We start from the raw sequence: 21,131 nt of genomic DNA, 5'->3' as shown, positions 1-21,131 counted from the left end.
AGGGTCGCGCGGTGCCTTGCGGGACCGGTGCGCGGCATGCCGGTCACTGCATCAAGAGGCTGGTCTGCGGCATGTATTTCAAGGCGTCCAGCAGCGGGGTGGGCTGGAGCTGGATTACCCCGTCGAACGGCCCTCCCATCTCCACGATCAGGAACAGCGCCCCGGAGATGGAGAGCGAGCACAGGAACATCGCCAACACCACCACCGCATTTCCCGGGGCGAACAGGCCGAAGCTGGCGAAGATCAGCGACAGCCAGACGATCAGCACCACGATGAACACGAACGGGATGGCGGTGACGCCTTCCTCCGTCACGGTCCAGCGGGTGATGACGATGGAATTGAGGCGGGCGATCGCCTCCTGCCGCAGTTCGCGCTGGTCTTCTGTGGTCGGCGAGAGCGCGCGGATCGCGGTGTCGAGCTTCAGCAGCAATTGGCCGGAGCTGTCGGTCCCGGACGGGCTGGGGGTGTCCTTGGCGTCCGGCCAGGTCTCCCGGATGATGGTCTTGGTATAATCATTGACCAGCGCCCGCGCCCCGACGGCGGCCGGACCGTAATGGCGCAGCGAAGAATCCAGCGCGATGATGTGCAGCGCGTATTGGTGCAGGTCCTTGTCGGTGGAATCATAGCCGCCCTTCACCGAGGCGGTCATGAGGCCGAGAATGAGGGAGGCCATGGCGGCGATCATGCCCACGCCCAGCTTCACCACGTCCTGCGTGTCCTTGGAGACGTGACGTTCGGGCAAGACGCGCGCAACCAGCAGGGCAATCAGCGAACCGAAGAACATGCACGCGAACGAGACGATCGCGATGGTCCAGGAATTCATAAGATTCCCCAAAGTAACGGTCGGATAACTGCTGCGCGGGAACACGCGCCGCCCCCGTTGCTTATCGGCAGTCGCCGCGCGCGACGCAATATGTTTTCGGTTTCACACCCCGATGACGCCAGGAAAGTGCGCGGCGGCCGCGCCGTGGCGGTTTACGACGCATCGCAAGTGAGTTGTACTGAAGAGGAAGGGCACGCCACAGTCGCGCGAAGACGGGCGCGCGCAAGACCGGCTCCGACAGCCGGCGAACAGGGGAGGCGCGGGTGACGCAGCGGATCATATTCCTCAATCTGGCGGACATGGAGCCGACCGGGCTGGTGCAGAAGAGCGCGCAGAATCTCGCGCAGAAATTCGTGCCGCGCACCTGCATGCAGCGTTTTACCCAGCTGATCTTCGGCGACGTGGTGGTGGACGTGGTCAATCTGTTCGAGCTGCTGGAGCATCGGCGGGCGGCGAACGACGCTTCGATATCCGTGCATGCGCGCCAGGAGAATCGCATCGCCTACGACACCCAGATGGCGCAGATCCGCGAGGCCTGCCGCACGGCCCGCAAGATCCTGCTGGGCGCGCACGGCAGCCACAAGGACACCGAGACCCTCATGAAGGGCCTGGGCTGGGAAATGGGCACGGGCCATGCCGGCACCTATGACGAACTGGCGCGGATGACGGCCGACTTTCTCTATCCCGACCAGAGCTACAAGCTCGCGCTCATCATCTGCTATGCGGCGCGCGCGGAAGATTATCGCAAGGACCACGAGGGCGCCCTGAGCGAAGCGGATATCAAGTCCAGCCTCGCCTATAAATTCTACAAGCTCTTGTGCGAGCACACGCGCGCCAATGTGGTGATGACCGCGCGCACCGGCGCGGTCCAATTCTTGGAGGACGGCTCGTCCTACGTGGAGACGGAGGAGGGCGTGCGGGCGGTGATCGAACTGGAAGATCTTTCGCGCGAGCTGGATGCGCCCGCGGTGCGCCAGAAATACCAGGAGATGATGGACCACTACGGCAACAGCGGGAAGATCAGGGATTTCTATGCCCTGGAAGAGCATATGTCCTTGCCACACACCCAGGCGACGACCGAGCACGAGAAGGTGCTGAAGGATCGCTGGCGGATCGACAATGCCAGCCGGCGCAAGGAGGATATTCTTCCCTCCCGCAAGTACGGCAAGTTCATCTATCGCCGCGAGCACGACGGAAACGTCTCCGTCTATCGCAAATATGCCGCTTTGGAGCCGCTGTACCACGGGCCGTTCTAGGCGCAGGGACGCTCATTTGGGGATTGCGGCGCGCAGGGCGCCGGCCAGGGCTTCCATATGCGCGCGCCCGGTGCCGCAGCAGCCGCCGAGAATGCGCAGGCGATAGTCGCGCCGCACCTCCATCATGGCTTGGGCGAAGGCCTCGGGCTGGCCTTCCTCCAGGCGGTCGAGATCGTTCAGCGCCTCAGGCGGCAAGGTGGAGGCATTGGCCTTCAGCCCGGCGAGCCGGCCCATATGCGCGCCGAGCGCGGGGGCGGCGCGTTCCGCCGCGGCGAAGCGGGTGGGATGGGTGCAGCCCACCATATAGTGCAGCGGCGGCGGGGCGAGCGTGGCATCGAGGCGGTCCATCACCTCGGCATAGGGCGTGCCGTCGCGCAGCGTGCCATCGGTATTCACCACCGGCGCCAGCACATAGGGCAGGCCGGTGGCGGCCATGGCGCGCGCGACACCCTCCAGCTCCGCCGCGCCGGCGAAGGTGGGGGCATAGAGCAGGTCCACGCCCAGCCCGGCGAGGATCCGTGCCTGTTCGCCATGATAGGCGGCGGCGGTGGCGACGTCCGGGGCGTGGGCGGCGTCATAGCCGTCGCCGCGCGGGCCGATCACGCCGGCGATCATCGCGCTGTCCTCAAGGCCCTTTTCGGCGCGCAGCTCTTTGAGCAGGCGCACCGCTTCCCCATTCACCCGCGCCACATCGCCCGGCGCCGTGAAGCCGAGGCGGGCGAGGCAATCGCGATGGGCGCGCCAGGTGGGCGTGCCGATCTGGATCGGCAGGTCGTGCCGGGCCGCGATGTCGAGATATTCCCCATAGATACGGGCGAGCACATGCCGCTCGCCATCCCGGAACAGGGGCAGGAACGCGGCGAATTCCGGCAGGTCGAGATGCGCTTCGAAGATCAGCCGGGTTTCCAGGCCGCCGTCGGCGAGAATGGCGGGGGCGGTGCGCAGCAGGTGTTCGAAACGCGCCGCCATGCCTGCCTCCCGGTTGCGGCCGCTATTCGGCGGCCTTGGCGGAAAGATCGCCGGCGAGCTTCGCTTCGGCGTCTTCCTGGGTCTTCAGCACGTCGGGATGCGGCATGGAGATGATGTTGTAGCCGCTGTCCACGAAATGGGTTTCACCCGTGACGCCGGTGGACAGGTCCGACAGCAAATACAGCGCGGAATTGCCCACTTCCTCGATGCTCACCGTGCGGCGCAGCGGGGCATGGCGCTTCTGGTAATTGAACATCAGCCGCGCGTCGGCGATGCCGGCGCCCGCCAGAGTCCGCACCGGGCCGGCGGAAAGGGCGTTCACGCGGATGCCGGCCGGGCCGAAATCGGCGGCCAGATAGCGCACGCTCGCCTCCAGCGCCGCCTTCGCGACGCCCATCACATTGTAATTGGGCATCACGCGGGTGGAGCCGCCGAAGGTCAGGGTCAGCAGCGCGCCGCCCTTGGGCATGAGGTCCGCCGCCCGCTTGGCGATCTCGGTGAAGGAGAAGCAGGAGATGATCATGGTGCGGGAGAAATTCTCCCGGCTGCTGTCGGCGTAGCGGCCCTTCAGCTCCGATTTGTCGGAGAAGGCGACGGCATGGACCACGAAGTCCAGCGTGCCCCATTCCTCCCGCAGGCGGGCGAACAGCCCGTCCACGCTGGCGAGGTCCTCCACGTCGCAGGGCGCGATGATGGAGGAGCCGAGGCTCTCCGCCAGCGGGCGCACCCGCTTGGCCATGGCCTCGCCCTGATGGGTGAAGGCCAGTTCGGCGCCCTGACCGGCCAAGGCCTTGGCGATGCCCCATGCGATGGAATGGTCGTTGGCCACCCCCATCACGAGGCCGCGCTTGCCTTTCATCAGGTCCTGCATTGCCTGCTACCCCAGGTGCGACCCGTCGGGTCGGAAACATTTCAAACGGCGATTATCAGACCTTGCCGTCAGAAACCATCGCCAAGTCGCCGAGGCGGCTCCGAACCCGATCACCTGGCATTTCAGAACATGACGGCTGCGCCTTTGCCGTGGCCGACCGTCGCATCCCCAGGCAGGCTCAGGCGTCGAGATGCTTCAGCACGAGGCTCGCATTGGCGCCGCCGAAGCCGAAGCCGTTCGACAGCACATGGCCGAGCTTCGCATTGTCGACCCGCTCGCGCACGATCGGCATGTCGGCGAAGGCCGGGTCGATCTCGTCGATATGGGCGCTCTTGGTGATGAAGCCGTTCTGCATCATCAGGATGGAATAGATCGCCTCGTGCACGCCCGTGGCGCCCTGGGAATGGCCGGTGAGCGACTTGGTGGCGGAGATCGGCGGACATTTGTCGCCGAACACCGCGCGGATCGCCTCGATTTCCTTCAGATCGCCGATGGGCGTGGAGGTGGCGTGCGGGTTGATATAGTCGATCGGCGCCTTGATGGAGGAGAGCGCCAGCTTCATCGCCCGCTCGGCGCCTTCGCCCGAGGGGGCCACCATGTCCGAGCCGTCGGAGGTCGCGCCATAGCCGGCGATTTCCGCATAGATGCGGGCGCCGCGCGCCTTGGCGTGCTCCAGCTCCTCGAGCACCAGAACGCCCGCGCCGCCGGAGATGACGAAGCCGTCGCGGTCCTTGTCATAGGCGCGCGAGGCGACCGCGGGGCGGTCGTTGAAATTGGAGGACATGGCGCCCATGCCGTCGAACAGCACGGAGAGCGTCCAGTCCAGGTCCTCGCAGCCGCCGGCGAAGATCATGTCCTGCTTGCCGAACTGGATCAGCTCGTAGGCATTGCCGATGCAGATGTTGGTGGTCGCGCAGGCGGCCGAGATGGAATAGCTCAGGCCCTTGATCTTGAACCAGGTGGAGAGCGTCGCCGATGCGGTGGAGGACATGGCCTTCGGCACCGCGAACGGGCCGACGCGCTTGGGTCCCTTGGTCCGGGCGATGTCGGCGGCTTCCACGATGGTCTTGGTGGAGGAACCGCCGGAGCCCATGATGAGGCCCGTGCGCTCGCTGGAAATCTCGGCCTGTTCCAAGCCCGCGTCACGGATCGCCTGGTCCATGGCCACGTGGTTCCACGCAGTACCGCCGCCGTGGAAGCGCATGGCGCGCCGGTCCACGACCTCGTCGGCCTTCAGCGTCGGCGCGCCCTGCACCTGCGAGCGGAAGCCCAGCTTGGCATAGTCTTCCGCGAACGTAACGCCGCTGCGGGCTTCGTGCAGGCTGGCCAGGACTTCCTGGGTGGAATTACCGATGGACGATACAATGCCCATACCGGTCACGACGACGCGACGCATGTCACCTCCCTAAATCGGACCGGCACCTTGGCCGGCAATCGTGGCGGAGCGGTGTCAGCCGCCCACCGGCGCCGCCGCGTCCGCCTGGAACAAACCGACCTTCAGATCCTTGGCGCGGTAGATCACCGTGCCGTCGGCTTCCAGCCAGCCGTCGGCGATGCCGAGCACCAGCTTGGAGCGCATGACGCGCTTGAACTCGATGCCATAGACCACCTTGGAGATGGTGGGCAGCACCTGGCCTGAGAATTTCAGTTCGCCGAGGCCGAGCGCCCGCCCGCGCCCGGTGGAGCCGAGCCAGCCGAGATAGAAGCCCACCAGCTGCCACATGGCGTCCAGCCCCAGGCAGCCCGGCATCACCGGATCGCCCTTGAAGTGGCAATCGAAGAACCAAAGGTCCGGACGCACGGCGAGTTCCGCGCGCATGAAGCCCTTGCCGAATTCGCCGCCGGTCTCGGAGATCTCCGCGATACGGTCGAACATGAGCATGGGAGGCAGCGGCAACTGGGCGTTGCCGGGACCGAACAGTTCGCCGCGTCCGCATGCGAGGAGGTCTTCATACTCGAAGCTGGTCTGCCGCTCGGCCATTCTAACGGGTATCGCCATTCTGCCCACGAAGGGGTGAGTTTCGTTATACCTCAAGGTCCGGCAAGGCCAGGCTCGAGGTTGCGCGCGTTGTGAGCGCGGGCACTCCCTATCATAGGAGGGGGCGCGCTCAAAGTCATGAAAGCGTCACGCCGTCCCCTGTGGCGCGCGGCCGCCCCGCGCGTGGGCTCGTGCCTGTGGTGCGAGCGGCCATTCGCCGCTGGCCTCGCGTCCAATCGAGGCCGTGTCGCGCCTCAGCGCCCGCCAAGCGGTGAAAACCGGCGCAGAAGCGGCCAGCGGTCGGAAGCCGAGGGCACCAGCCCGAGCACCAGCGTCAGCAGCGCGCCGAGCGCCAGCACCGGTCCCGCCAGCAGGAACAGGGCCAGCGGCCCGGCCCAGGCGTGCGCCGCGACCACCGCCGCGAGCAGGAACAGCGCCACCAGAGCGAGCCGGCCGAACGGATAGGCGATTCGCGCGTAATGGTAGGAAATCGCCAGCGTGAGGACGAAGCGCAGCACCTGTGCGGCCAATGTCGCGCCGATGGCGCCGGCGACCCCATAGCGCGGGATGCACACGAAATAGAGCGCGATGACCACGCCCGCCGCCACCAGATTGATGGCCAGCGGGGCGAAGCCGTCCTTGCGGAGGAAGCAGCCCACCGCCACCAGGGATGTGGATTCCTGCACCACATAGATCAGCGCCAGCCACGGCACGTAGATTGCGGCGGCATGGAAGGCCGGCGGCGTCATGACGGTGATGACGAACGGGCCGGCGAACGCGACGCCCGCCGCCGCCAGAAGCGTGATGATGATGCCCACACCAACCATGCTGGCGCTGCGGTCCGCGCCGTGGGGTTCCTCCAGCACGATGAAGCGCTTGGGCATCCACCACATGTGGAACGGCTGGAGCAGGACGGCGGTGAGCACGCCGATGCGCACCGCGACGCCGTAAAGGCCGAGTTCGGCCGGGTCTACCGTGTCGGCCAGGATCCAGCGGTCGAAGGTGCCGAGCGCGAATGCGGCGATGCCCGAGAGCAGCAGCGGCACCACATAGAGCGCCAGGCCCGGCCAATCGATGCCGCGCAGGCGGATGCCGGTGTCCTTCACTACCAACCACACCATGGCCAGCGTCTGTGCCGCAGCCGAAACGGCGGTGGCGATCAGGATGCCGATGACGCCGAAACCCGCGAACAGCAGGCTGATGGAGAGCAGCGCGAACAGCACCGTGCGGCCGAGGCTGAGGGCGAGGAAGGTGCCCGCCTGTCCGCGAATCCGCAGCCAGGTGAGGCCCACCGCCAGCAACCCCTCGGTGCACAGGGCGATCAGCAGCATGCGCACTTCCCAGGCCGTGGGGGTGCCGGGCAGAACCTTGGCGAGCGGCACGGCGCACAGCAGCCCGGCGGCGCCGAACACAAGAGCGGTCAGCAGCGCCACGCCGAACATTTCGGCGCACACGCGCCGCCGCTCGTCCCAGCCCGCCGCTGCGCCGACGAACCGGCTCAGCGCCGTGGGCAGCGCCAGCGCGAACAATTGCGAGCCGACGTCCGCGAAGGCGAGCAGCACTTCCAGATGGCCGTAATCGTCTGCGGAGAGAAAGCGCGTGTTGACCGGCAGCAGGATCAGGCCGATCGCCCGCACCATGATGATGCCGGTGGCGTAATACAGGCTCTCGCGTACCCCGGCCGGCAGTCGCTGGAGGCTGAAGCGGGTCCAGAACGTCATTGCGCCTCTATCCGCCCGCGATCCGTTCCGGCGATCGCGCGGAAGATTCCCTTTTCCCCGATTCCGCGCAAGCCATTTCGGCCGCCTGCAACGGCCTAAACCGTGGCGGGTGCGGCGCGAGCGCCGCTATGGACGGGGCCGGGGGCCGTGCTAAGGCAGGCGGGAAGTTCGGGGGGACCATGCGGCCGATCTGTTCCATCGTCATACCGACGCGCAATTGCCTTGCCTATCTGCCCAAGGCGCTCGAGAGCATTCGCCTCCAAGGGGTGGACGGGCTGGAGATCCTGGTGGCCGACGACGGCTCCACGGACGGCACCGACGCCTTTCTCGCGCAGCAGGCGGGCCGCTGGCCGGCGCTGCGGGTGCTGTCCACCGGCGGCATCGGCCCGGCGCGGGCGCGCAACCACGCCATCGATCGTGCCGAAGGCGAATTGATCGCCTTTCTCGACGCCGACGACGTGTGGCTGGAGAACAAGCTGGCGCGCCAGCTCGCCTTCCACGCGGCCAATCCCGATGTGGCGTTGACCGGCACCGACTATCGTTTCGTCAACGAGTCGGGCCAGACCTTCAGCACTTTTTTCGATCTGGTGAAGCCGGACGAATTCTTCTTCGGCGCGCCCGCGTTCCAGCGCATCGCGGACCCCTGCGCGGCGCTGCTCGGCTGCAATCTCATCGGCACCTCCACTGCCGTGGCGCGCACGGCGGCGCTGAAGGAGGCCGGCGGCTTTCCCACCGACGTGCCCTCCGCCTCCGACTGGGCGCTGTGGCTCAGAATAGCCGACCGCCACCCGGTGGCCATCTCGGGCGCGATGCTGGTGGACTATCTCGACCGGCCGGGCAGCGTTTCCAAGAATGTGGCCGCGCGCATCGCGGCGCTGCATGCCATCGTCGATGCCTATGCGGACCGCACCAGCCCGGCGATGGTGAAGGCGATCCGCCGGGCGCGCACCCAGATCACCCTGGTGGAGGCGGAAGCCGACCTTTCGGCCGGCCGGGCATGGGCCTCGCTGGCCGGGCGACTCAAGGCATTCGCCGGCGATCCCTCGCCGGAAATCGCGCGCGGCATCGCGGCAAGCCTGCTGGTGAGCATCGGCGCGCGCTCGGTCTGACCACGTTTTGCGCGTTCGCCTGCCTGTTTGGCGGGCGCGGAGGTCGCAAAGCGGGCCGGACCGCGGGAAAGGCGCCCGGCGTTGCGCGCGGGGCTTGCATCGTGGCGCGCTGGCGGCGAATCTCTTCGCGCAGAAGTGAGATCCTCATGTCCGACAGCGCAGTGATCGTCCGCCGCAGCCTTCATGGTGCCCTGGTGCCCCTGGTGCGCGATTTGATCCTCGGCGGCGAGCTTCAGCCCGGCGACAAGATCGCCGAGCAGGCCCTGTGCGCCCGGTTCGGCGTGTCGCGCACGCCGCTGCGGGAGGCGTTGAAGGTGCTGGCCGCCGAGGGATTGCTGACGCTCACGCCCAATCGCGGCGCTATGGTCGCGCGCCTCTCGGACGGCGAGATCGACGCGCTGTTCCCGATCATGGGGGCGCTGGAGGCGCTGGCGGGGGAACTGGCCTGCGCGCGAATCACCGACCTCCAGCTCGCCGAGCTGAAGGCCATGCACGAGGCCATGGTGGCGCATTATCGCGCCGGCCAGTCGGCGCCCTATCTCAATCTCAACCGGGCGTTCCACGAGGCGCTGTTCGAGATCGCCGACAATGCGCCGCTGACCCAGCTCTATAATTCCATGATGGTGCGCATCCACGCCATCCGCTTCGTCGCCCGCAAGTCGCCGGCGCGCTGGCGGGAGGCGGTGGAGGATCATGAGCGCATGATGGAGGCGCTGATCGCCCGCGACGGGCCCACACTCGGCGCGATCCTGCGCGAGCACCTGCGCCACAAGGCGCAGATGGTGCACGAATCCCTCGCCGGCCGGCCCGCCTCGGAAGAGGAAGCGGAAACCGCCACGCGTCAGCGCAAGTCCGCGCCGACGGCTTCTGCGACCGAGGAAAAGCCGTCCGCGCGCAAATGGGCGGCGAGTTCGTCGCGCACCCGCACCACCAAGCCCGGCCCCTTGAACACCAGCGCGGAATAGAGCTGCACCAAGCTCGCCCCGGCGCGGATCTTGGCATAAGCGTCGGCACCCGAGGCGATGCCGCCGCAGCCGATCAGCGGAATGCGGCCCTGCGTGAGGCGCGCCAGCGCGGCGAGCCGCTCTGTGGAGAGCGCCATGAGCGGCTTGCCGGAGAGGCCGCCGGTCTCGGTCTTTTGGATGCTGCGCAGGCTCGCGGGCCGCGACAGCGTGGTGTTGCCGAGGATGATGCCGTCGGCACGGGTTTCCAGCACCACTTCGACGATGTCGGCGAGCGCCGCGTCGTCGAGGTCGGGGGCGATCTTCACCAGCAGCGGCGGCCGGCCGGCGGGATCGGGAATGCTCTCGTTGCGGGCGGCGATGGCGTGGCCGATCAGCCGTCCCATCTCGGTGCGTGCCTGCAGGTCCCGCAGGCCCGGTGTGTTGGGCGAGGAGAGGTTGCACACGAGATAGTCGGCGAGGCGGCAGGTGGCCGAGATGCCGGCGGCATAATCCTCGCTCGCGTCCTCGGTTTCCTTGTTCTTTCCCACATTGGCGCCGACGATTCCGCCGGAACCGAGCCGCTTGCCCAGCCGGTAGATGAAGGGGGCGAGCCCCTCCGAATTGAACCCGAAGCGGTTGATGACGCCGTTATCCTCGTCCAGGCGAAACAAGCGCGGCTTGGGGTTTCCCGGCTGCGGGCGGGGCGTCACCGACCCTGCCTCGACGAAGCCGAACCCCATGCGCAACAGCGGGTCGAGCACTTCGGCATGCTTGTCGAACCCGGCGGCGAGGCCGATCGGATTGGGAAAATCCAGGTTCCACACGCGGGTCGCGAGAATGGGGTCGGCCGGCGTCCGCACGGTCGGCCCGAAACCCGCGCGCAAGGCGCGGATCGCGAGGGCATGGGCGGTCTCGGGCGAGATGCGGCTCAGCGCCGGACGCAGGAGCGGGTAGAGATCCATCGCGCGGCGACTATTCGGCCATCTGCGCGACGCCGCCATGGGCTTTCGACCAGGAATGGGGATCGTTCAGGAAGGATTCGATCTCCGCCACCTGGGCTGCGGGGAACAAATTCTGCCGCTTCACCTCGGCCAGGATATCCCACCAGGTGAGCAGGCGATGCAGCGACAGGCCGGATTCGGCGAACACGCCGGCGGCCTCGGCGAAGATGTCGTAATAGAAGAACACGAAGCAATGCTGGCATTCCGCGCCGGCGGTGCGCAGGGCGTTGACGAAATTGACCTTGCTGCGCCCGTCGGTGGTGAGATCCTCCACCAGCAGCACCCGCTCGCCGGGCGACAAATGCCCCTCGATCTGGGCATTGCGGCCGAAGCCCTTGGGCTTCTTGCGGATATATTGCATCGGCAACATCATGCGGTCGGAGATCCAGGCCGCGAACGGGATGCCCGCCGTCTCGCCGCCGGCGACGCTGTCGAACTTCTCGAAGCCGATCTCGCGATAGAGGGTGGAGACCGCGAAATCCACCAGGGCCTGCCGCACGCGCGGAAACGAGATCAGCCGGCGGCAATCGATATAGACCGGACTCGCCCAGCCCGAGGTGAAGATGAAGGGCTCGCCGGACGAGAAGCGCACCGCCTCCACTTCGAGGAACATGCGCGCCGAAAGCTCGGCAATGGTGGCCTTATCCGGGAAAGCTGTGACATTGGCCATGATCGGCGGCGCCCCTGGTTCGTTCGTGTGCGGAAAACGCATATATCAGAGCCGGCGTCCATGGGCACCCGGCCGTGTGCCAGTGAAGATGTGCGCCCCGTGCAGGGCTGGCGGCGTACGGCCGCAGGGGCAGGCTGGCGGGTCGGGCGGCCGGGTTCAGCGGCGGAAACGGGGGCGGCGTGGCGGGCGGGGACATCTGGCAATTGGTGGATTCGCGTGGCATCGGCGGCATCGAGCGCCATGTGGCGATCCTCACGCAGGCGCTGAATGACGCAGGGCGGCCGGCGCGCGCCGTGCTGCTGGCGGACCATGGGGAGCATGATTTCCTGCGCCAGCTGCGCGCCGCCCACGTGCCTTTCACGGTATTGCCGGGCGGCTTCCAGCCGCTGCGCGCGGCGCTGGCGGACGGGCGGCCCGCTTTGCTGCACACGCACGGCTACAAGGCGGGCATTCTCGGCCGGTTCGCAGCCCGCCTTGCCGGAATCCCCTGCCTGTCCACCTTTCATGCGGGCGAGAAGGGGCGCTTTCCGGTCTCGCTCTATCAGGCGATCGATGCCGCCACCGCGCGCCTTGGCCCGCGTATCGCCGTGAGCGAACCGATCGCGCGGATCTTACCGCAACCGGTGTCGGTGATCGGCAATTTCGTGCCGGTGCCGGACCAAGCGCCCGCGCCGCCGGTCTCCCGCGTCATCGCTTTCGTCGGCCGGCTGAGCGCGGAGAAAGGGCCGGACCTGTTCTGCGCGCTCGCGGAGCGATTCGCCGGCGCCCTGTCGTTCGAGATGTTCGGCGACGGGCCGATGCGCCCGGCTCTCGAAGCCGCCCATGGCGGGCGGGTGCGGTTCCACGGCATGGTGAGCGATCCCGCCGCCATCTGGCCGGGCATCGGCCTTTTGCTCATGCCCTCGCGCGCGGAGGGCCTGCCCATGGCTGCCATCGAGGCCATGGCGGCCGGGGTGCCCGTGGCGGCAAGCCGGCTCGGCGCCTTGCCGGAGCTGATCGGCGATGGCACGAGCGGCTATCTGTTCGCGGCCGGCGATCTCAATGCCGCCTCGGCGGTTCTGGAACGCTGGGCGGGCGCGGACGATGCAGCGCGCGCCGCGCTCTCCCACCGCGCGTGGGAGCGGGTGCATGCCGCCTATGGCCCGCGGGCGCGGCTGCCTCAAATTCTCGCGCTTTATGATGCCGCTCTCGCAGCGCGGGACGGGCGCGTGTAGACTCGCGTCATTCCCTGCTGCGCCGCGAGTCCCCGCGTGACCGAACGCCTTTTCGATCCTCCCGCCGATCCGCGCCCGCGTCCCTGGCGCGAGATCGCCATAGCGGTGGGCGCGGTGCTTGCGGTGTTCGCGGCGTGGCTCAGCGTGACCGAACCGGTGGTGCCGATCGCCCTGGCGTTCGGGCTGATCTTCCTGATCTTCGCGTTCCGCTGGCCGTTCGTGCCGTGCATCCTGTTCATCATCTTCTCCTTCCTGCGCATTCCCGAGGTGTTCCCGGTCCTGCTCAATCTGAAGATTCCGCTGCTCCTGGCCGTGCTCACCATCGCGGTGATCGGCTGGCACCTGTTCTTCCTGCGGACCATGAAGGTGTTCTGGACGCGCGAATTGAAGATCTTCGCGCTGTTCTTCTTCTTCTGCACGGTGTCCGTGGTGTTCGCGAAGAGCAAGGATCTCGCCTTCACCTTCTGGTCGGACGTGTTCGTGAAGATCGGGCTGATGACCTTCGTCGTGGCCTGGGCGACGCGCAAGCCGGAGGATTTCAGCCTGATCAGCCGGTCGTTCTGCGTGTTCGGCTCGGTGGTGGCCATGGTCGCGATCTATAATTGGATGAACGGCATCGGCCTCGTGGAGGGCACGCGCGTGACCATTGGGCGCGACATCCGCTCGCTGCTCGGCGACCCCAACGATCTCGCGCTGGCGCTGCTGTTTCCCTTTTCGTTCGCCGCCGCCTTGCTGATGGGGCGCTGCGGCTGGCCCGACCGGCTGCTCGGCGCCATCGCGTGCGGCACCATCTTCTGGGGCATCATGTGCACGCAGAGCCGCGGCGGGCTGCTGGGGCTCGCGGCGGTGGCGGCGGTGATCGGCAGCCGGTTCGTGAAGAGCAAGCTGGTGCTGATCGGCGGGGGCCTCGCCTTCCTCATCATTCTGTTCGCCGCCGCCGGCATTTCCGGGCGCTCGTCGGGTGGGGCGAGCGAAGGGGCGATCGTGGACGAATCGTCCGAGGGCCGGCTCACCGCCTGGCGCGCCGCCACCAGCATGGCGATCCACAATCCGCTCACCGGCGTCGGCATCGCCAATTTCACGGCGAACTATTTCGAATATTCCGACACCTGGGACGGCAAGCCCCATGCCGTGCACTCCACCTGGTTCGGCATTCTCGGCGAGATCGGCGTGCCCGGCTTCGTCACACTGATGGTGCTGGTCGCCTGTATGTGGCGCATGTGCTTGCACTCGTTGAAGGCGGCGCAGGCGCCGGAGGTGGACGTGCGATTGAAAATGTCCTCGGTGGCGTTGTTGGCCGGCCTCGCGAGCTTCTGCGTTTCGGGCACATTCCTGACCCAGGGCACCACCTGGCCGCTCTATGTCATCCTTGCCCTCAGCGTCGCGCTGGACCGCGCGCTCGCGCCGCCGGAGGTGGAGGGTGAAGCGGATTTTCTCCCCCCGCCGCGCCCCGCGCCACGGGCGGAAGTGCTTCATGCCCACGCGGCCGCTGCCGCCGCGTCCGGCCATGGCGAACGGGCCGATCATGGCGGCTGATCTGATCGTCTTCGGCGAGGATTGGGGCGGCCATCCCTCCTCGACCCAGCACCTCATCGGCCATCTGGCGCGCACGCATAAGATCGTGTGGGTGAATTCCATCGGCCTGCGTCGTCCGCGCCTGGGCGATATCCGGCGCGTGGCGCAGAAGCTCGCCGCGCTCGCGGGAACGCCGGATGCCGCCGGTGCACCCGCTGCCGATGCGCCCGGCTTCCGCGTGGTGGCCCCGCACGCGGTGCCCTGGCCCGGCAATCCGCTCGCCGAGGCGGCGAACGCCCGGCTTCTCGGCGCGCAGTTGCGCGCCGTGATGGCACAGGAGAACATCGTTCGGCCGATCCTGTGGACCTCGCTGCCGAGCGCCTTGCCGGTGGTGGGAACGCTCGGCGAACGGGCGGTGGTGTATTATTGCGGCGACGATTTCGGCGCCCTGTCGGGCGTCGACCATGCGCCGGTGCTGGATATGGAGCGCCGGCTGGTGGAGAAGGCCGACCTCGTGATCGCCGCGAGCCCGGCGCTTGCGGAGCGCTTTCCGCGCGAGAAGACGGTGCTGGTGCCCCATGGGGTGGATGCGCGCGTGTTCTCCAGTCCCGCCCCGCCCGCCGTGGATCTGCCGGAGGGCAAGGTCGCCGGCTTCTATGGCAGCGTCTCCGACTGGCTGGACGTGCCGATGCTCGCGCGCGCGGCGCGGGCGCTGTTCGACTGGACCTTCGTGTTCATCGGGCCGGTGCGCACCGACGTTTCGGCTCTGACGCGGCTGGAGAACGTGCGCTTTCTCGGGCCGCGGCCGCACGCGGCGCTGCCCGCCTATGTGCAGCATTGGACCGTGTCGCTGATCCCGTTCCGCGACACACCGCAGATCCGCGCCTGCAATCCGCTGAAGCTGCGCGAATATCTGGCCAGCGGCACGCCGGTGGCGGCGACCCGTTTTCCCGCGCTCGAACCCTATGCGCATCTGGTCAGCGCCATCGATCCCGGCGGCGATCTCGCGCGCGCCATCGAGGCGGCGGCCAACCAGGCGGGCGGCGCCCTGGCGCGGCTGCGCCAGCTGGCGGTGGCGCAGGAGGGATGGGACCGGCGCGCAGAGGCGGTGGAGACCGCGCTCGGCCGCTTCTGAGCGCGCGGCGCGAACGCCGGTAGTGAATCATCTATTAAGGCTGATGACAGTAAACTTGCCGCCTATGATCCGCCGATTCGGGGATGGGCGGATCGGGGAAGGGATGATGGGGAGCCGGCGTGGTCCAGAACGCTTCGCCGCCGTCTTTCTGTGGGCCATGCTCGCAGGAGGCCTGGGCGGCTGCGCCGGTCCGCGCGACCCCACCGCGCTCATCCCCGCTCCGGTGCAGAACACCGTGATGGCCGAAGACAAGCTGCGCGAGGCGCGCGCCGCCGCGGCGGCGCAGAAGGGCGAGGGGACCGCCGTGAGCGTCACGGATATTCTGGCGCGCGCTCGCGCGGCTCAGGACCAGCCGGCCGCCGCCCAGGCGCCGGCGAGCGCCTCCGCGCAAACCGCAGCTTCCTTACCGACCGCAGCTTCCTCGCCGACCGCTGCTCGCCCCGCGTCCGCGCGGCAGGTCAGCGCCTTCGCCGCCGAGACCACCGGAACCCTGCCGCGCGCCGCCACACGCGCGGCGCTGATCGACATCGTGTTCGAGCCGGGGCAGGAGGCGCCCGGCGCGGCCGATGCGACGGCGCTCGCCAAGGCGGTGAAGGCCGCGCGCCTCGGTCCCGGCCGCCCGGTGACCGTGGTCGCCGGTCCCGGCTCCGGTGCCGATCCGTTTGCCCAGGCGCTGCTCGCCAACAAGCGGGCGCGCGCGGTCAAGGCCCTGCTGCCTCAGGATATCCCCGCCGCACAGCTCTACGACCCGGATCTTGAGCCCGACACGGTGCGCGTCATCGCCGGAAGCAGCGAATGAGCGCCTTGTTCGAAAACACGTCGGATACCCTCGCCTATATCGCCCAGGTGGCGTGGCGGCGCAGGTTTCTGGCTTTCATTCCCCTGCTGTTGCTGCCGCCGCTCGCGGTGGTCACCGCCATGGTGGCCCCCAAGCGCTATGAGGCGCGCATGACGATGCTGGTGCAGGAGCCCTCCAAGCTCAATCCGATCCTGAAGGACATCTCCATCAACCCGAACCTGAAGGAGCGCATGTCGGCCCTGGTCGCGCTCGCCCATTCGGAGGTGGTGCTCGGCAAGGTGCTGGAGGATCTCGGCCGGATCGGCCCGACAACCGATCCGCGCGACCGCGACTATATGGTGCGGGCGCTTTCGCTGGCGGTGAACATTCAGCTGGTGGGCAGCGACATCATCGAAATGCGGCTGCGCTCGGGCGATCCGCTCTCGCCGGCGGCCACCCTCACCGCCATCGCCAACCGCTTCGTCGAGCGCCTGGTCTCGCCCGAGCGCACGGCGGTGCAGGACAGCGAGCGCTTCCTCAAGCAGCAGATGGACGAGCGCCGCGCCAGTCTCGACCAGGCCGAGCAGGCATTCGCCGCGTTTCGGTCCGCCAATGCGGACAAGCTGCCGGCGCTCTACAACGCCACCGTCCAGCGGCTCGCGGGCCTGACCCAGCAGCTGGAGGAAAAGCAGATGGCGCTCGGCAGCGCGGATGCCGCCCTGCAGGACCTGCGCAAGCGCCTCGCCAGCACCAATCCGCTGATCGGCCGCATCGAGGAATCCATTGTCCAGGTGTCCGCCGAGCTGGCGAGCCTGCGGGCGCGCTATACCGACGAGCATTCCGAGGTCCAGGCGGCCGAGCGCAAGCTCGCGCGGCTGGAGGAAGAGCGCCAGCGTCTGCTCGGCTCCGCCAAGAACATCGAGACCGTGGATCTCGACCGATTGTGGAACCTCGCCGCCGGCGTGACCCAGCCCGGCGAGAACGGCCAGGCCCTCGGCTCCGCCCCGCTGCTGGTGTCGCAATTGCAGCGCCTGCAGGAAGCGCAGGCCCGGCGGGTGACGCTGGCCAAGGAAGTCGAGCAGATCAAGGAAGTGACCGCCACCCTGCAGCGCGACATCGCCGCGTTCGGGCCCATCGATCGGCAGCAGCAGAAGCTGGAGCGGGACGTGGGCATGGCGCGGGACAATTACGACGCGCTCGCCAAGCGGTATGAGATGGCGCGGGTTACCGGTGCGCTCGGCGTTTTCGAGGCGCCCGAGCGCGTGAAGGTGCTGGAAGATCCCGACAGCCCGGCCCGCAAGGTCACGCCGGGCTATGTCGTCTACATCCTCGCCGGCATCGTTGCCGGCATAGCGCTTGGAGCAGGGCTGGCCGGCATGGCGGAATTCCTCGACACCCGCCTGCGCAAGCCGGGCGATTTCGCGCGCATCTTCGGCGTCCCCGTCATCGCGCGCATTCCGCGCATCGAGACCTCCGGCGAAGGGGTGCCGGCATGAGCGCTCCGCCGGACGAGGCGCCGTCGTCATTCTGTAACGAAAATCGTGATTTAACCGCGCATCGCGTGGATATCTCCGGCCCGGCGGCGCCCGATGGGTCCGGGCCGCGTCCACCGGCGGGGGGCGCACGCGTCTTCACGCACCGCAGCGGGCCAGCCCACATTCAGCAACGAGACCAGATGGGGCAGGATCAGATGGGTCGCGATGCCGAGGCCCGCGCGCAGCAGGCCTCGTTCCGAACCGGGCGCCGCGCGCTCGTTCTCGGCAGCCTGTTCACGCTCGCCGGGTGCAGCGCGCTGAAACCGCCGAAATCCACCCAGGTCAGCGCCAAGATCACCGCCGACCTGTCGATCAATCCGGCGCCCGACGGCACCGCCACGCCAGTGATCATCCGCCTCTATACGCTGAAGACCGACAACGCCTTTCAGCAGGCGGATTTCTCCTCCCTGTTCAATGCCGATGCCGCCACCCTGGGCCAGGACATGCTCGGCAAGCGGGAGTTCCTCATGGCCCCCGGCAAGGTGGAGGGTTACAAGGACGACGTGCCGCTGGACACGGCTTTTCTCGGCGTGGTGGTGGGCTTCCGCAACATCGATTTCGCCGACTGGCGGGCGATCGCCCCCATCCAGGAGAACGCGCTGAACGCGGCGACGGTGAACATCACCGCCCTGTCGGTCGCGATCCCCTTGGTCAAAGTTTACTATCACAACTGGTTCTAGGCCGAACGCGGCTCAGGCACGGTATCGTGCGGCTGTCGGTTTGCCGGGAAATCGCTGCCGTTCGCGGAAGCCGGTGCTAAGCTGCGCGGGAGCCGGACGGTCGCGACGGCCCGCCGGGGGCATGGCGCCGCCTGCGCGGGCGAGGCAGCGATCGGGACCCGGTGGAAGCAGGCCGTGCCACGGGTCGGAACAAGGGTCGGGACATGGCCGGATATTCTCCCGCAGCCGAGGCCATTGAGCTTTTCCTGACCGGCGATATCGGCGTTCAGCATCTGGGCGAGCGGCTGGCGACCTGCGGTGTCGCGCCCGACGAGATTGCCGGGGTGCTCGCCCATTTCGTCGCCGCGGGCCGCCTGCCGGAGCGTCTCGCGGCGCTCCTCCTCGAGCGGGCGCGCGCCGGCGCGATGCCGGAGCGCCGGCGCGCGCTCTCCGCCGATCCTCGCCGCGCGGACTCACGCCGGGCCTTGCCTCCGGCCGCTGCAGCCACCCCGGCGCATGGGCCCGTGCGGAGCCTGCCGCCCGATCCCGCCGATCTCGAGCCGGCGCCTCCCATCCCCGATCCTGCCGCGCGGTGGCGCACGCCCCTGCCGCAGCCGCATGAGGAGCGCACGCTGCGCCCGGTCGTGGATCCGCGCCGCGCGCCGCGTCCGCTGCCGCTTGCGGACGAGCGTGGCGGCCTGGGCGCGCGCCCGGTGCTGGATCGTCGTGGGCTTGCGCCCGGCGCGGTCCGCGCCTTCGAGCCGCCGGAGGTGGCTCCATCTGCAGACGCCGCGCCCCCCGCCGCGCCGCCGCCCTCCGTTGCCCCTGACAGGTTCGCCCGCGACCGCACGGGCTTTGCGCCCGCGTCCGGCCGGCTGGCGGAGGACGGCGCCGCCCGTCGGCCCCTGCTGCCCCCCAACGCGGCGGGAACCCTGGCCGGGTCACCCCCTCAGCCGGGCATGCCGAATCCGGCGGCGCTGCGCGGTGCCGTGCCGCCGGCGTCCGCACCCCAGCGCGCGCCGCTCCCGCTGCCCACCTTGCCGACCCGGCCGCGCGGCCGCACCCCGCTCGCCGCCGCGCCCGACACGGCCGAAACCCCACCCGCGGTGCCGCGGGCGCACATCGACGACAGCATCACCTCGGCCCTGCTTTCCGGCCTCAAGGGGTTGCGCCACAAGGCAACGCCGCCGCAAGGCCCGGGCCTCAGCGAGCGCCATCTGGACGGCTGGCTCTCCGGCTTCCGCAGCATGCGCGTGCGCCGGCAGGCGGATCTGGTCCATGAAGGCGAGCGGCTGGAGCCGAAGCGCCTGCCCGCAGAGGCCCCCAAGCTCGCCACCGGCTTCATGTTGAAAGACCGCTTCGTGCTGGACGACGAGCTGGGCCATGGCGGCATGGGCGAGGTGTTCCGCGCGGTGGATCGCCGTCGCCTGGAGGCCGGCGATCCCGACCCCTATGTCGCCTTGAAGGTGCTCTCCGCCCAGTTCCGCCTGCATCCCGACGCGCTGGCGGCCCTGGAGGCGGAGGCGCGCAAGGTGCAATTGCTCTCCCACCCCAACATCTGCCCCATCTTCGATTTCGACCGCGACGGGCCGCACGCCTTCTTCGTCATGGAGCTGCTCCAGGGCGAGACGCTGGACCTCGCGCTGCGCCGCGCGCCGGGCGCGCCGCTGGAGGCGCCGCTGCCGGCCCGCGTGGTCTCCGGCGTGCTGGCGGCCATGTCGCATGCCCATGCGCTCGGCATCGTCCATGGGGATCTCAAGCCGGGCAATGTGTTCCTGACCCGAGAGGGCCTCGCCAAGGTGCTGGATTTCGGCGTCGCTGTGGCGCTGCGGGGCGGCGGCTTCAATCCTGAGGGCCTCGCCGCCTACACGCCGGCCTTTTCCAGCCCGGAGATGATCGCGGGCGCACCGCGCGATCCGCGCGACGACGTGTTCTCGCTCGGCTGCCTGATCTATCTGGTCTATGCCGGCCAGCATCCCTACGGGCGCCGGCCGGCGGGGGAGGCAGCGCAGCTGGGGCTGGTGCCGGAGCCCATTTTCGGCATGCCGCATGCCGCGTGGCTGGCCCTGGAGCGCGCGCTCGCCTTTCGGCGGGAGGACCGGCCAGCCGACGCCCGCGCCCTTGCCGCCGCGCTATTGCCCAGCCTCATCGGCCGCCGCGGGGAAGACTGAGGCGTCCCGCTCCAGCGCCGTCGCCAGCTGGCGCACGCCGCGCGAAAAGTCGATCTGCGGATAGAGCAGGGAGACCAGGCCGGAGGAGCCGGTGCGCACCAGTTCGTCGCTCATCAGGATCATGGCGCCGACCTCCGCGCCATAGGTCTCCGAGATCCGCTCGGAGAGCACGGCGGTGTCGAAATCGGGATGCACCTTGTTCACCGCCATGACGATGCGCGGCACCTCCAGCCGGCGGGCAAGCTGCATGGTCACCGCCGTGCCCTGGTAGTCCTGGTGGTCCGGCCGCAGCAGGATCAGCGCGATGTCGGAAATGGCGATCGAGAGCAGGGTCTCGTTGTTGAGGCCGGGATGGGTGTCGAGGATCAGATAGTCGAGGGCAAGCGAACGGCAGAGCGAGATCAACCCCTCGTTCAACAGCTCCACCTCGTAGCCCTCCTTCACCACGCGGGCGATATCGACCGCCTTCAGGCTGGCGGGCAGCAGGCTGAGATGGCCGAGGCCGGGCAGTTCTACCGGCGGCACGGCGCGGGCCACCATGTGCGTAACGTCCACCGCCACCTTGTCGATCGCGCAGCGGCCCCAGAGGAAGTCGTTGAGGGTGTTGACCTCGTCCACGTCCACCTCGAACAGCACGTGGATGCCGGGGGACTGGATGTCCGCGTCCACCAGCGCCACGCGGCGGCCGGCGCGCACCAACTCGGCGGCGAGATTGCCGGCCACGTTGGTTTTTCCGGTGCCGCCCCGATAGGAATGCAGCGCGAGGATCTGGGTCATGGTCA

Annotated in this window: 18 protein-coding genes and 1 pseudogene; 10 read left to right on the top strand and 9 right to left on the bottom strand. The window is 68.5% G+C overall.

From position 1 onward, the window contains the following. Window positions 1-43: 43 nt before the first annotated feature. Window positions 44-823, bottom strand: a complete 780-nt coding sequence (locus tag V5F68_RS20680; protein WP_394015505.1) for a bestrophin-like domain — start codon at window positions 821-823, stop codon at window positions 44-46. Window positions 824-1,086: 263 nt separating this feature from the next. On the opposite strand from V5F68_RS20680, the gene V5F68_RS20675 reads away from it, so the two are divergent. Further along, a complete protein-coding gene (locus V5F68_RS20675) occupies window positions 1,087-2,079 on the top strand; it encodes a hypothetical protein (protein WP_394015506.1) in 993 nt (330 codons plus the stop codon). A 12-nt stretch (window positions 2,080-2,091) separates the two neighbouring features. On the opposite strand, the gene V5F68_RS20670 is transcribed toward V5F68_RS20675, so the two are convergent. The 5 genes from V5F68_RS20670 to V5F68_RS20650 form a co-directional block, all read right to left on the bottom strand. Beyond that, window positions 2,092-3,048, bottom strand: a complete 957-nt coding sequence (locus V5F68_RS20670; protein ID WP_394015507.1) for a homocysteine S-methyltransferase family protein — start codon at window positions 3,046-3,048, stop codon at window positions 2,092-2,094. A 22-nt stretch (window positions 3,049-3,070) separates the two neighbouring features. Beyond that, on the bottom strand, window positions 3,071-3,919 hold the full coding sequence (gene fabI, locus V5F68_RS20665; RefSeq protein WP_394015508.1) for an enoyl-ACP reductase FabI: 849 nt from the start codon (window positions 3,917-3,919) through the stop codon (window positions 3,071-3,073). Between the two features lie 178 nt (window positions 3,920-4,097). After that, window positions 4,098-5,315, bottom strand: a complete 1,218-nt coding sequence (fabB, locus tag V5F68_RS20660; RefSeq protein WP_394015509.1) for a beta-ketoacyl-ACP synthase I — start codon at window positions 5,313-5,315, stop codon at window positions 4,098-4,100. Between the two features lie 54 nt (window positions 5,316-5,369). Beyond that, window positions 5,370-5,900 carry a 3-hydroxyacyl-[acyl-carrier-protein] dehydratase FabA gene (fabA, locus tag V5F68_RS20655; protein WP_394015510.1) on the bottom strand — a complete coding sequence of 177 codons (531 nt, stop codon included), beginning with the start codon at window positions 5,898-5,900 and terminating at the stop codon, window positions 5,370-5,372. A gap of 251 nt (window positions 5,901-6,151) precedes the next feature. After that, entirely contained in the window at window positions 6,152-7,618 is a 1,467-nt protein-coding gene (locus V5F68_RS20650) for a lipopolysaccharide biosynthesis protein (RefSeq protein WP_394015511.1), read from the bottom strand. Window positions 7,619-7,797: 179 nt separating this feature from the next. Between V5F68_RS20650 and V5F68_RS20645 the strand changes: the two genes are divergently transcribed. Together V5F68_RS20645 and V5F68_RS20640 are read left to right on the top strand one after the other, a co-directional pair. Beyond that, window positions 7,798-8,727: a glycosyltransferase family 2 protein gene (locus V5F68_RS20645; protein WP_394015512.1), complete on the top strand. Its 930-nt coding sequence runs from the start codon at window positions 7,798-7,800 to the stop codon at window positions 8,725-8,727. Continuing rightward, window positions 8,616-9,434: pseudogene (locus V5F68_RS20640) on the top strand (GntR family transcriptional regulator); the annotation flags it as partial. The gene V5F68_RS20645 and the pseudogene V5F68_RS20640, both read left to right, overlap by 112 nt. Before the next feature lie 134 nt (window positions 9,435-9,568). Here V5F68_RS20640 and V5F68_RS20635 read toward each other — a convergent pair. Next, the gene (locus V5F68_RS20635; RefSeq protein WP_394015513.1) at window positions 9,569-10,633 is read right to left on the bottom strand and encodes a quinone-dependent dihydroorotate dehydrogenase; all 1,065 of its coding nucleotides are present in this window, start codon (window positions 10,631-10,633) and stop codon (window positions 9,569-9,571) included. Between the two features lie 10 nt (window positions 10,634-10,643). Then, window positions 10,644-11,342, bottom strand: coding sequence for an orotate phosphoribosyltransferase (locus V5F68_RS20630; protein WP_394015514.1), 699 nt, complete (start codon window positions 11,340-11,342; stop codon window positions 10,644-10,646). Window positions 11,343-11,521: 179 nt separating this feature from the next. Between V5F68_RS20630 and V5F68_RS20625 the strand changes: the two genes are divergently transcribed. The 7 genes from V5F68_RS20625 to V5F68_RS20595 all read left to right on the top strand — a co-directional run bounded on the left by V5F68_RS20625 (window position 11,522) and on the right by V5F68_RS20595 (window position 20,349). Then, window positions 11,522-12,556 carry a glycosyltransferase family 4 protein gene (locus V5F68_RS20625; RefSeq protein WP_394015515.1) on the top strand — a complete coding sequence of 345 codons (1,035 nt, stop codon included), beginning with the start codon at window positions 11,522-11,524 and terminating at the stop codon, window positions 12,554-12,556. A gap of 36 nt (window positions 12,557-12,592) precedes the next feature. Further along, a complete protein-coding gene (locus tag V5F68_RS20620; RefSeq protein WP_394015516.1) occupies window positions 12,593-14,092 on the top strand; it encodes an O-antigen ligase family protein in 1,500 nt (499 codons plus the stop codon). Then, a complete protein-coding gene (locus V5F68_RS20615) occupies window positions 14,031-15,206 on the top strand; it encodes a glycosyltransferase (protein WP_394015517.1) in 1,176 nt (391 codons plus the stop codon). The genes V5F68_RS20620 and V5F68_RS20615 overlap by 62 nt, the downstream gene beginning before the upstream one ends. 103 nt (window positions 15,207-15,309) lie before the next feature. Then, window positions 15,310-16,005 carry a hypothetical protein gene (locus V5F68_RS20610; protein WP_394100493.1) on the top strand — a complete coding sequence of 232 codons (696 nt, stop codon included), beginning with the start codon at window positions 15,310-15,312 and terminating at the stop codon, window positions 16,003-16,005. Further along, complete coding sequence (locus V5F68_RS20605; RefSeq protein ID WP_394015519.1) at window positions 16,002-17,480, top strand: GumC family protein; 1,479 nt, start codon at window positions 16,002-16,004, stop codon at window positions 17,478-17,480. The genes V5F68_RS20610 and V5F68_RS20605 overlap by 4 nt, the downstream gene beginning before the upstream one ends. Before the next feature lie 179 nt (window positions 17,481-17,659). After that, window positions 17,660-18,199 carry a type VI secretion system lipoprotein TssJ gene (gene tssJ / locus V5F68_RS20600; protein WP_394015520.1) on the top strand — a complete coding sequence of 180 codons (540 nt, stop codon included), beginning with the start codon at window positions 17,660-17,662 and terminating at the stop codon, window positions 18,197-18,199. A 203-nt stretch (window positions 18,200-18,402) separates the two neighbouring features. Beyond that, entirely contained in the window at window positions 18,403-20,349 is a 1,947-nt protein-coding gene (locus V5F68_RS20595) for a protein kinase domain-containing protein (protein WP_394015521.1), read from the top strand. On the opposite strand, the gene V5F68_RS20590 is transcribed toward V5F68_RS20595, so the two are convergent. Further along, on the bottom strand, window positions 20,311-21,126 hold the full coding sequence (locus tag V5F68_RS20590) for a MinD/ParA family ATP-binding protein (protein WP_394015522.1): 816 nt from the start codon (window positions 21,124-21,126) through the stop codon (window positions 20,311-20,313). The genes V5F68_RS20595 and V5F68_RS20590 overlap by 39 nt on opposite strands. Between the last annotated feature and the right edge of the window lie 5 nt (window positions 21,127-21,131).

This window comes from Roseixanthobacter pseudopolyaromaticivorans, assembly GCF_043195145.2.
GTDB lineage: Bacteria > Pseudomonadota > Alphaproteobacteria > Rhizobiales > Xanthobacteraceae > NCEH01.
Note: the sequence above shows the minus strand (reverse complement) of the source record. Positions and strands in the feature narration are given on the sequence as shown.